Annotated in this window: 13 protein-coding genes; 6 read left to right on the top strand and 7 right to left on the bottom strand. The window is 70.0% G+C overall.

Features of this window, described 5'->3' with window-relative positions; genetic code table 11:
• Window positions 1–124: 124 nt before the first annotated feature.
• From ABKA17_RS35115 to ABKA17_RS35090, 6 genes are all read right to left on the bottom strand, one after another.
• Entirely contained in the window at window positions 125–1,084 is a 960-nt protein-coding gene (locus ABKA17_RS35115; RefSeq protein WP_353696393.1) for a ThuA domain-containing protein, read from the bottom strand.
• 17 nt (window positions 1,085–1,101) lie between these two features.
• Entirely contained in the window at window positions 1,102–1,401 is a 300-nt protein-coding gene (locus tag ABKA17_RS35110) for a cupredoxin domain-containing protein (protein WP_353696392.1), read from the bottom strand.
• Entirely contained in the window at window positions 1,398–3,242 is a 1,845-nt protein-coding gene (locus ABKA17_RS35105) for a pyrroloquinoline quinone-dependent dehydrogenase (protein WP_353696391.1), read from the bottom strand. Before ABKA17_RS35105 ends, ABKA17_RS35110 begins: the two co-directional genes overlap by 4 nt.
• 228 nt (window positions 3,243–3,470) lie before the next feature.
• On the bottom strand, window positions 3,471–4,292 hold the full coding sequence (locus tag ABKA17_RS35100) for a citryl-CoA lyase (RefSeq protein ID WP_353696390.1): 822 nt from the start codon (window positions 4,290–4,292) through the stop codon (window positions 3,471–3,473).
• Entirely contained in the window at window positions 4,289–5,491 is a 1,203-nt protein-coding gene (locus ABKA17_RS35095) for a CaiB/BaiF CoA transferase family protein (protein WP_353696389.1), read from the bottom strand. The genes ABKA17_RS35100 and ABKA17_RS35095 overlap by 4 nt, the downstream gene beginning before the upstream one ends.
• Window positions 5,492–5,536: 45 nt before the next feature.
• Complete coding sequence (locus ABKA17_RS35090; RefSeq protein WP_353696388.1) at window positions 5,537–6,304, bottom strand: IclR family transcriptional regulator; 768 nt, start codon at window positions 6,302–6,304, stop codon at window positions 5,537–5,539.
• A gap of 220 nt (window positions 6,305–6,524) precedes the next feature.
• On the opposite strand from ABKA17_RS35090, the gene ABKA17_RS35085 reads away from it, so the two are divergent.
• From ABKA17_RS35085 to ABKA17_RS35060, 6 genes are all read left to right on the top strand, one after another.
• Complete coding sequence (locus ABKA17_RS35085) at window positions 6,525–8,027, top strand: aldehyde dehydrogenase family protein (protein ID WP_353696387.1); 1,503 nt, start codon at window positions 6,525–6,527, stop codon at window positions 8,025–8,027.
• Window positions 8,024–9,769, top strand: coding sequence for a thiamine pyrophosphate-binding protein (locus tag ABKA17_RS35080; RefSeq protein ID WP_353696386.1), 1,746 nt, complete (start codon window positions 8,024–8,026; stop codon window positions 9,767–9,769). Before ABKA17_RS35085 ends, ABKA17_RS35080 begins: the two co-directional genes overlap by 4 nt.
• Window positions 9,770–9,841: 72 nt before the next feature.
• Complete coding sequence (locus tag ABKA17_RS35075; RefSeq protein WP_353696385.1) at window positions 9,842–10,987, top strand: ABC transporter substrate-binding protein; 1,146 nt, start codon at window positions 9,842–9,844, stop codon at window positions 10,985–10,987.
• 7 nt (window positions 10,988–10,994) lie between these two features.
• Window positions 10,995–11,864 (top strand): branched-chain amino acid ABC transporter permease, encoded by an 870-nt coding sequence (locus ABKA17_RS35070; RefSeq protein WP_353696384.1) that lies wholly within the window; start codon window positions 10,995–10,997, stop codon window positions 11,862–11,864.
• Entirely contained in the window at window positions 11,861–13,687 is a 1,827-nt protein-coding gene (locus ABKA17_RS35065) for a branched-chain amino acid ABC transporter ATP-binding protein/permease (protein WP_353696383.1), read from the top strand. Before ABKA17_RS35070 ends, ABKA17_RS35065 begins: the two co-directional genes overlap by 4 nt.
• On the top strand, window positions 13,684–14,418 hold the full coding sequence (locus ABKA17_RS35060) for an ABC transporter ATP-binding protein (protein ID WP_353696382.1): 735 nt from the start codon (window positions 13,684–13,686) through the stop codon (window positions 14,416–14,418). The genes ABKA17_RS35065 and ABKA17_RS35060 overlap by 4 nt, the downstream gene beginning before the upstream one ends.
• Here the strand turns inward: ABKA17_RS35060 and ABKA17_RS35055 are convergent.
• Window positions 14,393–15,055 (bottom strand): TetR/AcrR family transcriptional regulator, encoded by a 663-nt coding sequence (locus ABKA17_RS35055; RefSeq protein ID WP_353696381.1) that lies wholly within the window; start codon window positions 15,053–15,055, stop codon window positions 14,393–14,395. The genes ABKA17_RS35060 and ABKA17_RS35055 overlap by 26 nt on opposite strands.
• Between the last annotated feature and the right edge of the window lie 27 nt (window positions 15,056–15,082).

Genomic DNA, 15,082 nt, shown 5'->3' with positions numbered 1-15,082 from the left:
TGGGCTGGACATCGGCTGGAAACCGATCGGTTTCCAGCTAGGGAAACAGATCGGTTTCCTCGATGCAAGTGGAGGGTGCCGCATGATCCGTGATTGCCCGGAAACGTGAGCTATCTGGCGGGGGTCACCTGCAGAACGGCTTCTTGCCCATGGCGGACTCGATGCCGCCGAGGATGAGCTTCTGGAACTCGGTGGCGCCGGGGTAGGAGCCGTCGGTGGTGAAGGCCTTGGCGTCGTGGCCCAGCGTGGTGAGCCAGGCCCGCCCGCCGTCGTAGTACTGGCACCAGGCGACGGGATGGTCGGCTCCGTGGCCGGGGTGGTGGTAGTTGCCGGCCACCCCCTTGCCCAGGGTGCTCTCGTCGACCTCGGCGAGCACCCGCACCCGGCTGGGCGCGGGGACGAGGTTGTACCACTCGTCGGTGAAGGTCCAGGCGCGCGGCAGATCCTTGGTGGAGATGTCCTTGCGGTTCACGGTGAGCACCGTGCCGGGCTGCTCGGGGCCGTGGTCGTAGAAGTTGGCGCCGCCCAGCAGGCCCTCGTACCAGGGCCAGTTGTACTCGGTGCCGAAGGCGTTGTGGATGCCGACGAAGCCTCCGCCGCCGCGGATGTACTGGCGCAACGAGGTCTGGGCGGCGTCGTCCAGGGTGTCGCGGCTGGTGGAGAAGAAGACGACCGCGTTGTACCGGAACAGGGTGGCGGGGGAGGCGAGTTGGGTGACGTCCTCGGTGTAGTCGACCTGGAATCCGTTGTCCGCGCCGAGCTTGACGACCGCGTTCTGGACCACGTTCGCGGCGGTCAGGGAGGGGTTGAGGCCTGCGGCCAGGGCGGGGCCGAGGTTGGCGTGCCGGGGGCCGGCGGTACGGGTGTAGAGGAGGACGCGGTAGCCCTTGGAGGCGTCGAAGTTGCCCCAGTCGTGGTAGCAACGCGGGTCGGCTCCCCGGCATACGCCGTAGTGGGGGTCGCCGAGTTCCTGGGCGCCTGCGCCGACCCGGCCCTGGGCCGTGCTGAGGGTGCCGGTCAGGAGCAGGGCGAGGGCGGCCGAAGCACAGGTGAGGGCCGCGTGGATCGGTGTGACGCGCCGCATGGTTGCTGTCCTCCGGCTCACTGGACCACGATCTTTCCGGTGCTCTGCGGGGCGATCGGGTCGTTGTAGAAGAACTCGCCGACCGTGTCGAAGGTGTGCGTGTACGACTGGCCCGGCATGAGCAGGCCGGTGTCGAACTCGGCCTCGAAGAAGGCGACGGCACCGTGGGCGGACTTGTTGTCCGGCGGGTTGGTGAACGTCACCGTGGTGCCCTTCGCGATGGTCAGATGCTGGGGGGCCATGGCGTTCTGGGCGACCAGGCTCTCCGTCGCTCCTGGCGCGTTTCTGGAGCTGTCCCAAGTACGGCCCAGGGTCACGGTGTTGTTCGCGAGGGCCCCGGTGACGGCGGCCGCGCGGATCTGGTTGCGGCGGGAGGGGGGAGTGGGAGCCGTGGCCGGGCTGAGGGTCCCGCCCAGCTTGAACGCCCAAAGGTGGTCACCCTTGGGACGTCCGGGTACGGCAGTCCGTTGCCGCCGGCCAGGACGGCGACGTACTGCTCACCGTCGATCTCGTACGTCAGCGGGCTCGTGTTGACCCCGGCCCCGCACTGCCGACTCCACAGCTGCCGTCCGTCCCGGTCGTCGAGGGCGGTGAGAACCCCGTCCGGGCGGCCCTGGAAGAGGAGGCCGCCCGCGGTGCTCAGGATGCCGTTGCCGTGGGCGAGCGACCAGTCGCCCTCCTGTCGCCAGGCCACGGTGTTGGTGCGCGGGTCGACGGCCGCGAGCCCGCCGGCGAAGTACTCGCCCAGCGGGCGGGCGGTGTTGACGCGGCCGCCGTGGGTGTTGGAGTAGGCGGAGTTGATCAGCCCGTAGCCGACGTAGACCAGGCCCGTGCGGTGGCTGAAGGAGGGGAAGGCCCAGTCGGCGCCGCCGCCCGCGCCGGGGAAGAGGATGGTGGCGCGGTCCCAGTGGACCTCGTAGATGCCGCCGGTCGGGTAGAAGGGCACCGGGCGGGTGGCCTTGTCCAGGCGGGGTTCGGTCTCGACGAAGGGCTCGCCGCCGGGGAACGGCTGGGTCGGTGCGGTCTTCTGCGCCGCGTGCTGGGGGACCGGGCGTTCCTCCATGCCGTGCACGGGCTCGCCGGTGGCGCGGTCGAGGATGTAGTACATGCAGGTCTTGCTGCCGTAGACGACGACCTTGCGCTTCCTGCCCTTGATGAGCAGGTCGGCGAGGACGGGCGGCATGACGTTGTCGTAGTCCCAGATGTCGTGGTGGACGGACTGGAAGTGCCAGCGCCTTTCGCCCGTCTTGGCGTCGAGGGCGACGAGGCAGTTGGCGAAGAGATTGTCGCCGCCGCGGGTGGAGCCGTCGGTGCGGGGATAAGGGTTGCCGAACGCCCAGTAGACCAGGCCGAGTTCGGGGTCGACGGCGGGGTGGATCCAGCAGACGGCACCGCCTGTCTTCCAGGTGTCGCCCTCCCAGGTGTCATGGCCGTACTCGCCGGGGCCTGGGGTGCCCCAGAAGGTCCAGACGAGTTCGCCGGTGGATGCCTTGAGCGCGTAACCGCGGCCTCGGGCGCCGGCCGTACTGCCCTCGGTGCCGACGTAGATGAGCCCGTCCCAGTACACGACGGCACCTGCCAGACCGCCCTTGCTGCCGCCGCACTGACCGCTTTCGGGGTCGCAGCCCGGGTCGCCCTGGTCCTCGACCAGGAGCTCGCGGGTCCAGGCGACGGCGCCGGTCTTCTGGTCGAGGGCGTACACCAGGTTGGAGCCGGAGATGGTGAAGGCCAGGCCTTCGCCGAGGGCGATGCCGCGCATGTTGGTGGTGTCGGTGCCGACGTTCGTCTTCCAGCGGACCTGGCCGGTGCGGCCGTCGACGGCGAAGACGTTCTGTTGGGTGGTGGCGAGGTAGAGCACGCCGTCCTGCGCGACGACCGCGCACTGCTGGGAGCCGCTGGTGGAGCCGTTCTCCAGGTTGATGTGCCAAGTGCCGCCCAGTCGGCGGACGTTGTCGGTGGTGATCCGCTTGAGGGACGAGTAGTTGTGGTTGCCGAGGTTGCCGCCGGCTTTGGGGAAGTTCCGGCCCGTCGCCGGGTGGGACTGGGCCGGTACCGGGCGAGCCAGGGCTTCGGTGGCCTGCGCCGGGGGAGCGGCGAGCACGCCTATCGTCGTCGCCGTTCCGGCGGCCGTCGAGGTGAGAAAGCTGCGTCTATCCATGATCCCTCACTTTCGTGGCATAAACCTGACCAGTCCGCGCGGCGTGGGGGCCGGTGGGCTGAGGAGAGGGGGAGGGAGTGTCTGTTGCGGATCTTGGTCCGCTGTACGGTTTGCGAAACCCGTAGGATGGTTGCCGATTGGCGGTTAGCTACGTTAGGTACGCGTCGCGGGTGTGACAAGAGCCGGGACGCCGATAGTTCAGATGCCCTCAGTTCAGATGTCCTGAGTTCAGATGTCTTCGGGAACCGGCAGTCGCGCGGGCATGATGCCGCGGGGGATGGGGCCCTTGTTGCGGCGGCCCTGACCGGTCTCCTCCCAGGCGTGGGCGAGCACTCCCACGCTCCGGCTGAGGACGAACAGGCCACGCGCGAGCGGCGCGGGAAAGCCCAGTTCGGCGTAGATGACGGCGGTGGCCCCGTCGATGTTCATCGGCACGGGACGCGCCCCGGCCCGGCGCAGCCGTAGCAACTCCTCCACGGCGAGGGCGGCATCGAGATACTCGCCCTCCACCACGCCGTCGGCCACCGCCTCGTGAACGAGTTCCAACAACGGGTCGCGGCGCGGGTCCATGGGGTGGAAGCGGTGTCCGAAACCGGGCAGATGGCGTGAGCGGCTCTGCCAGTCGGCCATCACCTCGCGGGCCGCGTCGGGCCAGTTCGCGCCCGCGCTGTGCCGGGCCCGGATGTCGTCGAGCATCTCCACGCACTGTTGTCCGGCGCCGCCGTGGGAGTCGCCGAGGAGGTTGACGCCGGTGGCGACGGCGTTGTTGAGGCCGACGCCGCAGGTGGCCGCCATGCGGGCGGCGGCGATCGAGGGGGCCTGCGGGCCGTGGTCGACGCCCGCGACCAACGCGGCCTCCAGCAGCGCGGACTGACGGGACGTCGGCAGATCGCCGCGCAGCAAGAGCCAGATGACGTCGACCAGGCTCGTGGTGCCGATGAGCTCCTGGACAGGCCGGTCGCGCAGTTCGATGCTCCCCGGCTCGATGTGACTGACGGCGGTGGCCCACCAGAGGGCGACCTCGTCGGCCTCGTGCTGGGGCGAGGTCATGACGCGGCCGCCTCCTCGGTGGCCCAGCGGCGGGCGAGCTGTTCCCGCTCGTGGTTGTGCTGGCCGAGCAGGGGCGGGGGAGACGGGGGTGTGAGGGCTTCGCCGTCGTGGAGCACGCCGTTGCCCATGACCCTGAGCTTGTGTCCGGTCCGCCCCGGGTGCTCCAACTCCGTGACGAAGCGCCGGTGTTCAAGCTGCGGTTGCCCGAGGGCCTGCGGCACCGTGAGCACACGGGCGGCGGGTACCCCGGCGGCGTTGAGTTCGCGCTCCCAGTCGGCGGCCGGACGCGTGGCGAGGGCGTCGTTGAGAGCGGCGTTCAACTCGGCGCGGTGCAGCTTGCGTTGCTCGCGCTCACGGAACCGGGGGTCCGAGACGAGTTCCTCCGCGCCCACCAGCCGGCAGAGCGTCTCGAACTGGCGTTGCTGGTTGGCTGCGATGTTGAGCGGCCCGTCGAGGGCGTGGAAGGTGCCCGAGGGCGCGGCCGTCGCGTTCTGGTCGCCCAGCGGCTCCGGCTCCACCCCGCTGACCAGGTAGTTGGACACGGCCCAGCCCATGGCGGACAACGATGCCTCCAGCATGGAGACGTCCAGCCTGGTGCCGCGTCCGGTGCGCTCGCGGTGCAGCAGCGCGGCGCTGATGGCGAGCGCCGCCATCAGCCCGCCGGTGGTGTCGCAGACCGGGAAGCCGACGCGCTGCGGCGCCGTCTCCGGCGTGCCGGTGACGCTCATCATGCCGGTCAGGCCCTGGATGATCTGGTCGTACGCCGGTGCGTCGCTCATCGGGCCGGTGTGGCCGAATCCGGAGATGGAGCAGTAGACGAGGCGTTCGTTGAGCGTGGCGAGGCGCTCGGAGCCGTAGCCCATCCGGGCCAGCACGCCCGCCCGGAAGTTCTCCAGCAGGACGTCGGCGCCGGTGAGTAGATCTTCGAGCACGGCCCGGTCGGCCGTGTCCTTGAGGTCCAGCTCCAGGGATTTCTTGCCGGCGTTCTGGGCGAGGAAGGAGGCCCCGACCCCGTCCCGGTTGAGGGCGGGATCGGGGCCCAGGCTGCGGGCCAGATCGCCCTGGCCGGGGCGTTCGATCTTGACCACTTCGGCGCCCAGCAGCATGAGTTGGTAACTGCAGTAGGGGCCGGCCAGGACGTTCGTCAGGTCGAGGACGCGGATTCCGTGGAGCGGCCTGGAGGGCGGGCGGGCGTGCATGGCGTCTCCTTCCGGGGCACCGCGCGGGCGGCGCCGGCGACTGTGTCAGGCGGGCGGCCCCAAGGGATGGTCGAATCCCTGTGACGCGATGCGTGCCGCCACTTGGGCCAGGTCCTCGGCGAACTCCCCGGTGAGCCGGTCGGGGATGCGCGCGCTCGGGCCGCTGAGCGAGAGCGAGGCGACCACCACGCCCGACTGCGTGCGGATGGGTACGGCGACAGCGGTGAGGCCGACGTCGCGCTCGCCGTGGCTGACGGCGTAGCCGCGCGTCGCGGCCTCCTCGGCCCACTGCCGCAACTGCTCGATGTGCGCCACCCCGTGCGGGGAGTCGGCGGCGACCCGTTGCAGCAGACCGTCGGTCGCCCCCACCAGGAGCACCTTGGACGAGGCACCGGCCCACAGGGGCAGTTCGTCACCGACCCGCACCACATGCCGCAGCGGCTGGGGGCTCTCCTGCTGGGCGACGCACACCCGGTGGATGTCACGGCGGATCATCAGGTTCGCCGTCTCGCCCCGCCGCTCGGCGAGTTCGCGCAGCAGCTTCTGGGTGTCGGGGGGCAACTCCCAACTGGTGTGCGCCAGATGGGCCCAGCGCCACAGACCCGGTCCGGCGGTGTAGCCGCCCGGTGTGGCCCACAGCAGCCCGTACTGCTCCAGGGTCTGCACGAGGCGCACCACGGTGGTCTTGGGCAGGCCCGTGGCCTCCACCATGTCCCGGAGCGGGACGGCGGGTTGATCCTCGGTCAGCAGCGACAGGATGTCCAGAGCCCGGCGCACACTCCGCACTCCGCCCTGGCCTTGGTCCGCGTCCACGGTGTCTCCTTCGCGAGTCGGCGAACAAGCCGGTACCGCTCGACGGACGAGCACCGGCACCTGGGGCGACAGCTTCCACCAGTCCAGGGTCCGGGGAGAACCGGCGGCTTCAACTTCCTTGCGCCCGGCCTCTTGTCAGGGCCTCCCGGCCGCCCGTACGTTACACGCCAACCCGCACAGCAGTCCATGAAAACCACCTGATGGTTTCTCTGGAGGGGTAATGCTGCAAGACCTCCTCAAAGCCGCCGATGGAAGCGACCCCGTCGACGTGCCCTCCTACGTCTCGGGTTCCTGGGGCGGCGAGGGCCCACCCCTCGACCGCACCGGCCCCTACCTGCGGCGCACGGTCAGCCGGGCACCCACGGCGACCGCCGCCGAGATCGACCACGCCCTCACCCGGGCCCGCGACTACGCCCCGCAGATCGACTCACTCGCACCGGCCGCCCGCGCGGAGATCCTGGAGACGGCCTCCCGGACCGCCACCACCCACCGCGACCGACTCGCCCGCCTCCTCGCCCTCGAACTCGGCAAACCCCTCAAGGACAGCCGCACCGAGATCGACCGCGTGGCCTCGACGTTTGCCGTCTGTGCGGCCGAGGCCCGCCGTATCGACGGCGAGAACCTGCCGGCGGCCGGCTGGCCGACCGGCATCGGCACCACCGCCCTCACCTACCGAGCCCCGGCCGGAGTGGCGCTGGCCATCACCCCGTTCAACGCCCCGGCCAACCTCCTCGCCCACAAACTCGGCGCGTCCTTCGCGGCCGGCAACACCACCCTCGTCAAAGCGCCGCCGCAGGCCCCGGCCGCCTCCGCCGCCGTGGTAGCCCTCCTTCTCGACAGCGGACTGCCCCACCAGGCGGTCCAACTCCTGCACGGCGGCGGCGAGATCGGCGCCGCGCTCTGCGGTTCCGACGAGGTGGACGTCATCAGCTTCACCGGCAGCGCCACCACCGGAAACGCCGTGGCCCACGCCGCCGGAGCCAAACGCCTCGCCCTCGAACTCGGCGGCAACGCGGCCACGATCGTCTGCGAGGACGCCGACCCATCGGAAGCGGCCGCCGTCTGCGCCCGCACCGGCTACAGCAACTCCGGCCAGAGCTGCGTCTCCGTCCAGCGCGTCTACGTGCACCGCGCCAACTACCCGGCGTTTCTCGACGCGTTCACCGCCGCGGTCGACGCGCTCGTCGTCGGCGACCCCTTCGACGACACCACCGACGTCGGCTCCATGGTCGACGAGGCCGCAGCCGAGCGCGTGGTGGAGTGGTCCAAGGAGGCCGCCGGACTGGGCGCGACGGTCATCCGCGGAGGCACGAGGGACGGCGCCACCGCCGCCCCGACCATCGTCGCCGACCCGCCGCGCACCGCGTCGGTCGTCGTGCACGAGGTGTTCGGCGCGCTCGTCGCCGTCCTGCCCTACGACGACTTCGACACCGTGCTCGACGAGTGCAACGCCAGCCGGTACGGGCTCCAGGCGGGCCTGTTCACCCACGACCTCGCTCGCGTCATGACCGCCTGGCGGTGTCTGGAGGTCGGCGGCCTGATCGTGAACGGCTCCTCCAACTTCCGTCTGGACCACGTCCCGTTCGGCGGCGTGAAGGACTCCGGCTTCGGCCGCGAAGCCCCCCGCTGGCTCATCGACGACTACACCGTCGTCAAGACCCTAGTGCTGCGCGGCCTGTCCCCCTGGGGCGACCTGCGCGAGCTGCCGAAGGAGGCCCCGTGACCACCGTGACCGCGGCCGAGGCCCTCGTCACCCAACTCCGGTCCTACGGCGTCGAGTACGTCTTCGGCACCTGCGGACACACCAACATCGCCCTCCTCGACGCCCTCGGCCCGAGCCCCATCGAGTTCGTCATCGCCCGCCACGAACAGACCGCCGCCCACGCGGCCGACGGCTACGCCCGCGCCACCGGCCGCCCCGGAGTCCTGCTCACCCACGTCGGCCCCGGCATGATGAACGCCGTCACCGGCGTCGCCACCGCCGCCCTCGACTCCATCCCGCTCGTCGTGATCAGCGGCGACATCCCCTCGTATTACCACGGCCGCCATCCGCACCAGGAGGTCAACCTCCACGCCGACGCCGACCAGAGCGCCATCTACCGCCCCTTCACCAAGCGCACCTGGCACGTCCAGCGCGTCCAGGACCTGGGCAGAGCCACCGAGCGAGCCTTCTGGACCGCGACCAGCGGACGGCCCGGCGCCGTTCTGGTCAACGTCCCCATGGACCTCTTCAACCGCCAAGTGCAGCCCTACGACCACCCGTTGCCCGTCCACCTGGGCCGCCCCGGCCTGGACGAACCCACCGCCGTCCGCATCGCCGAAGCGCTCCTGACCGCCCAGCGCCCCCTGATCTACTTCGGCGGAGGCATCCGCGACCTTCGTGCCCGCACCGCCCTCCTCGACCTGGCCGAACACCTCGACATCCCGCTCACGCACTCCCTCATGGGCAAGGGCGTGCTGCCGGACGGGCACCCCCTGCTGCTGGGCATGCCGGGGTTCTGGGGGGTGGAGTCCACCCACGAGCACACCAAGGGTGCGGACGTCGTCCTCGCGGTGGGCACCCGGTTCGCCGAGACCGACGCCAGCTCCTGGGAGAGCGCGTACACCTGGAACTTCCCGCCCAGCCGCCTGATCCAGATCGACCTCGATCCGGCCGAGATCGGCCGCAACTACCCGGTGGAGACAGGGGTGGTGGCGGACGCGGGGCTCGCTCTCGAAGCGATCACGGCCGCCGTCCGCGAGCGGCGGAGCGCCCCGCTCACCCGTCCGGGACTGCGCGACAGCATCACCGCCGCCCGCCGCACGGTCTTCGACGCGGCGCGGGAGGCCGGGCGCAGCGACGACTTCCCGCTCCGCCCCCAGCGCATCCTGGCCGACCTGCGGGACGCCCTCCCCGAGGACGCCGTTCTCGTGACCGACGTCGGCTGGAACAAGAACGGCGTCGCCCAGTGCTACGAACTCCCCGACCAGGGCCGCTTCATCACCCCCGGCGGCGCCTCCACGATGGGCTTCGGCCCGGCCGCTGCCGTCGGCGTTCAGCTCGCCCAACCCGACCGTGTCGTCGTGGCGTTGATCGGCGACGGCGGTATGAGTGCCCAACTCCCCGCGCTGCCCATGGCGGTGGAGCAGGGAGCTCCCGTCATCTTCGTGGTGATGAACAACCGCGCCCACGGCACCATCGCCGACCTCCAGGCGGGCGCGTTCGGACGGTCGTACGGCTGCGAGTTCACCGACCCCGAAGGACGCCCGTACAGCCCGGACTTCGCCCGCTACGCCGAGTCGTGCGGCGCCGACGGCTATGTCATCGACGTACCAGCCGACCTGCGTAAGGCCCTGGCGGATGCGATCGCCCGGCGCAGGCCCGCCGTGCTCGACGTACCGATGGTGAACGAGCCGGTGCCCACCCCGGGTCACTGGAACATCAAGGACATCTACGCAGGCACCTTCCCTGCCGACACCGCCTGATCCGCCCCCACCGGGCCAGAGGTACGGCCGCCATGCCCTCACCCACTCCTCGTCCTCCATGAGGTGACCACCATGAACCGCTCCCTCAGGCCTGTGGCCCCCCTGTTCGTCACACTCGTCGCACTGGCCGCGTGCAGCGCGCCCGGAGACTCCGGCAGCGACGACACCAAGTCCGACTCGGGCCCCATCAAGATCGCCGTCGTCGACGCCCGCAGCGGCCAGCTCTCCTCGCTGGGTGACTGGGAGTGGAAGGGCGCCAAGCTCGCCGTCGACGAGTGGAACGAGAAGGGCGGCATCGACGGCCGCAAGATCCAGATCAAGTCCTTCGACGACCAGGGCGACCCGACCATCGGGACGAACCTGGCCCGGAAGATCGCCGACGAGAAGTACATCGCCATGATCGGTACCGCGGAGAGCGCGGTCACCATCGCCATGGCCCCGGCGCTGAAGCAGGCGAAGATCCCCAACATCACCTCGGGCCAGGCCGACGCGCTCGTCGAGCAGAAGAGCGAGTTCCTCTTCCTCAACGGCCCCACCAGCACCACCTACGACACGACCCTGGCGAAATACCTGATCCAGGACAAGGGCTTCAAGAAGATCGCGATGATCACGAACAACGGTTCGTTCGGCAAGGGGGAGCACGACGCGTTCTCCAAGGCGGCGAAGGACCTCGGCATCACGGCGGTCACCGACCAGGTCGTCACCACCGACCAGAAGGACTTCAGCGCCGCCCTCGGCACCATCCGCTCCAAGAAGCCGGAGGTGATCTTCATCGGCTCCGAGGAGGTGGAGGCCGGCCTCATCGTCAAGCAGGCCCGTGACCTCGGCATCACCGCCCCGTTCGCGGGCGCCGCCCCGCAGGGCACCCCGGTCTTCATCGACACCGCCGGCAAGGCGGCCGTCGAGGGCACCATCGTCAGCTCGCCCTACCTCGGCAACGACACCAGCCCCGCCGCCCAGAAGTTCGCCGCCGCCTACAAGGCCGCCTACGGCGAGGACGCCGAACTCCATGGAGCCAAGGCCTACGACGGCACCAACATCCTGCTCACCGCGCTCAAGAGCAGCGGCGTGGCCACCGGCAAGGAACTGGCGGACGCGATCCGCGCCACCAAGTACGACGGACTCCTCGGACAGTTCTCCTACGGCGCCGACGGTGTCGGCATCACCAAGACCAGCATTGGCGTCATCCAAGACGGCAAGCTCGTCGCGCAGAAGTGAGACGGACGTGCAGGAAACCTTCCAGACACTCGTCGGCGGCCTCAGCCTCGGCGCCGTCTACGCCCTGGTCGCGATGGGCTTCTCCCTCGTCTACCGGACCATGGGACTGGTCAACTTCGCCCACGCGGACATCGCGATGATCGGCGCGTACGCCGCCTCCACCTTCTATCTCACCGCCAACCTCCCCTTCGCTGTGGCCATGGCGGTGGCCATCGTTATCACCGGGGCGATCGGCCTGGTCATCGAACGTGTCCTGCGACCGTTGGAGAACAAGGACTTCGACCTGATGCTGATCGGCACGATCGGCTTCGGCATCGTCCTCCAGGCCGTGGCCATCCTCATCTGGGGCACCACCGGCCGCGCCGTGCCGTCCCCGCTGCGGGCCGCCCCGCTGGACATCTTCGGGGTCCGCGTGCGGACATACGACCTCCTGGTCATGGGCGTCACCGTGGTCGCGGTCATCGCACTCGCTTTCTTCCTCTCCCGCACCAAACGCGGGGCCGCCATGCAGGCGGTGGCCATGGACCACGAAGCGGCCACCGCCGTCGGCATCGACGTCGGCCGCAGCAACGCCCTGGCCTTCGCCATCGGAGCGGGCCTGGCCGCCCTCGCCGGCGGTCTGGTCGGCCCCATGCTCTACGTCGACGCCTCGCTCGGTGGCGCCCTGGGCATCAAGGGCTTCGCCGCGGCCATGCTCGGAGGCTTCGGCTCCATCCCCGGCGCCGTGGTCGGCGGCATCGCCATCGGCGTCCTGGACTCCTACGCCGCGGGTCACTTCCAGGGCTACTCGGTCCTGGTGACCTTCCTCGTCTTCACCGTGGCGATCATGATCCGCCCGACGGGCATCTTCGGCGAGAGGACGGTGAGCCGCGCGTGAAGTCCCGAACCGCCGTAGTGAGCGCGGTACTTGTGGCTGCCTGGGCCCTGCCGTACGGCTTGGGCGGCTACAGCATCCATGTCGTCGACATCGCCCTCATCTACGCCCTGCTCGCGATCGGCATGGGCCTGGCCATGGGCGTCTCCGGGCAGATCAACCTCGCCCAGGTCGCCTTCTTCGGCGTCGGCGCGTACGTGGTCGCGATCCTCACCACCCACAGCGGCTACGGCTTCTGGGCGGCCGCCGTCCTCGCGGTGCTCGCCACGGTCGCCGCCGGCCTGCTCGTCGGCATCCCCGCCCTGCGTATGCAGTCCCACTACCTGGGCATCGTCACCCTCGGCCTGGCGCTCGGCTTCATCAACTGGATCACCAACGCGGACATCAGCGGCGGCGCGGACGGCATCTCCGGAGTCCCGGTGCCGACCCTGCCCGGCATCGACCTCTCCAGCGAGTACCTCTACTACTACCTGGAGGCCGTCGTGTTCGGGGCCGGGCTCGTCTTCGGCCTCTTCGTCGTGCACACCTCGCTCGGCCGCCGCCTGCGCGCCATGCGCGACGACGCCCTTGCCGCTGGGGCGATGGGCGCGGAGATCCCGCTGCTGAGGATGACGGCATTCCTGCTGGCCAGCCTCTACGGCGGGGTAGCGGGAGTCCTCTACGCCGGTCTCATCCGCTACGTCGCCCCCGAGACCTTCTCCATCGCCAACATGTTCATCCTGCTGGCGATGGTCATCATCGGCGGACGGCGTTCCCTGGTCGGCTGTGTGGTCGGCGCGATCGGCCTGACCCTCATCCGGGAGTGGCTCTCGGACTTCTCCACGTACGCGCAGCTCGGCTACGGCGTCGTCGTGGTCCTCATGGTCGTCTTCGCGCCGACAGGGCTGGCCGGCGTTCCCGCCAGGCTGCGCGAACTGTACGAACGCCGACGCGGCCGGAGCGTGACGCGAGCGGAGCTACGGCCCTTCGTCCCGTACGATCCCGCGCCCCAACCTCCGCAAGCCGAACCCTTGTTGACGATCGACGCCGTGAGCAAGGACTTCCGTGGCCTGCGTGCACTGGACGACGTCTCACTGACCGTGGAGGCGTGCGAGATCCGCGGCGTCGTCGGGCCCAACGGCTCGGGAAAGACCACCCTGTTCAACGTCATCAGCGGCTTCTACCGCGCCACGGCGGGCGAGGTGAGTTTCGCGGGCGCGGGCATCACGACGGCCCGCACCTACGCGCTCTCCCTCGCGGGCATGGCCCGCACCTTCCAGAACCTGCGCCTGTTCGGCCAGTTGACGGTCCGTGAGAACATCCTCGTCGCCCTGGACCGCACCCGCACCCACACCATCTGGCAGTACGCGGTGTGGCAGCCCGGGGTAATCCGCCGCGAACGGCAACTGCGGCAGCGGGCGGGGGAGATCCTCGACCGCTACGGCCTCGCCGACTTCGCGGACGCCGCCCCCGCCTCACTCCCGTACGGCATCCAGCGGCGGATCGAGATCGCCCGCGCCATGGCTTCCGGGCCACGGCTGCTCCTGCTGGACGAACCCGCGGCCGGCCTGAACGGTGAGGAGGTCCAGCAGCTCATCCGCATCGTGCGGTCCATCCGCGACAGCGGAACGACCGTGGTGCTCATCGAACACAACATGGGGCTCGTGATGTCCCTGTGCGAGAAGGTGACCGTACTCTCCAGCGGCAGGGTCATCGCCGAGGGGACACCGAGCGAGGTCGTGGCCTCCCCGGAGGTCATCGAGGCGTATCTGGGCGATACCGAGCTCTCCCAACTCGGCCGCGGCCCAACCGAGTCGGCCACCCGGCCGAAGGAGGCCACCTCGTGAAGACCGTCGAGACCCGCACCGCCGAGAAGCTCACGGTGCGGGACCTGAGCGTCCACTACGGCGGTGTCTGCGCGGTGCGCTCCATCGGGTTCACCGTCGCGCCCGGCGAGTCCGTGGGCATCATCGGCGCCAACGGAGCCGGCAAGACCTCCACCCTCAAGGCACTGATGGGGCTCGTGCCCCGCAGCGGCGGGAGCATCGCCCTGGGGGAGCGGGACCTGACCCGGGTCAAGGGCCGAGACATGGTGCGGCAGGGCATCGGCTACGTCCCTGAAGGGCGGCACGTCTTCCCCGGGCTGCCGGTGCGGAAGAACCTGCTGCTCGGGGCGTACTCACGAGCCTGGGACAAGGAGGTCCACCAACAGCTCGACGAGGTCTACGAGTTGTTCCCCGTGCTCGGCGAGATGGGCGACCGGCTCGCCGGGGCCCTCTCGGGCGGGCAGCAGCAGATGCTCGCCATCGGGCGTGCACTGATGGCCCGCCCCCGCCTGCTCGTTCTCGACGAACCCTCCATGGGGCTGTCGCCCAAGCTGGTCGGGAGCATCCTCGACGTCCTGCTGAAGCTGCGCGAGGAGGGGCTGAGCCTGCTGCTGGTCGAGCAGAACGCCAAGCTCACCTTCGGCGCCACCAGCCACTGCCTGGTCATGGAGAACGGCGAGGTGGCCATGCACGGTACCTCCGCCGAGCTCAGCCACGACCCCCGGGTCAGGGAGGTGTACCTGGGGCTGTGAGGTAGGCCACGACCATGTCGCCGAGCATTGCGCGATGCCGTTCACGGCCGCCGGCATCGAGCAGGTCGACCCCGAACAGGGTGGCGAAGGTGTGCCGGTTCGCGACCCTGAAGAAGCAGAACGAACTGATCAGCGCGTGCAGGCTCACCGCGTCCACGTCGCTGCGGAACAGTCCGCGCTCACGGCCGGCGAGCAGGATCCGCTCGATGACCGCCAGCACAGGCGCGTTGAGCGCGGAGAGCTCCTTGGCCGCGCCGGCCAGGTGCTCCGCCTCGTGGATGTTCTCGATACAGACGAGCCTGATGAAGTCCGGATGCGCCTCGTGATGGTCGAAGGTCAGCTCCGCGAGGCACCGGATCGCGCCTACAGGGCCCGACTTGCCGAGGTTTAGAACCTGTTCGGATCGGCGGATCTCGCTGTACGCCCGCTTCAGGACCTCCGTGAACAGCCGCTCCTTGCTCTCGAAGTAGTAGTAGATCATCCGCTTGGTGGTCCGGGTGCGGGCGGCGATGTGGTCCATGCGGGCTCCCGTGAACCCGGCCCGCACGAACTCCGCGGTGGCCGCGTCGAGGATGTCCGCCCTGGTGCGGGCCGCGTCGCGGACCCGGCGGGGCGCTGGCGGATCGGCAACCGACACTTGTGTCCCCCCACAGGGTTCCCCGGG

This window comes from Streptomyces sp. RG80, assembly GCF_040446465.1.
In the GTDB taxonomy this organism is placed as follows: Bacteria; Actinomycetota; Actinomycetes; order Streptomycetales; family Streptomycetaceae; genus Streptomyces.
The sequence above is the reverse complement of the archived record's forward strand: the minus strand, read 5'-3'. Positions and strand labels throughout refer to the sequence as shown.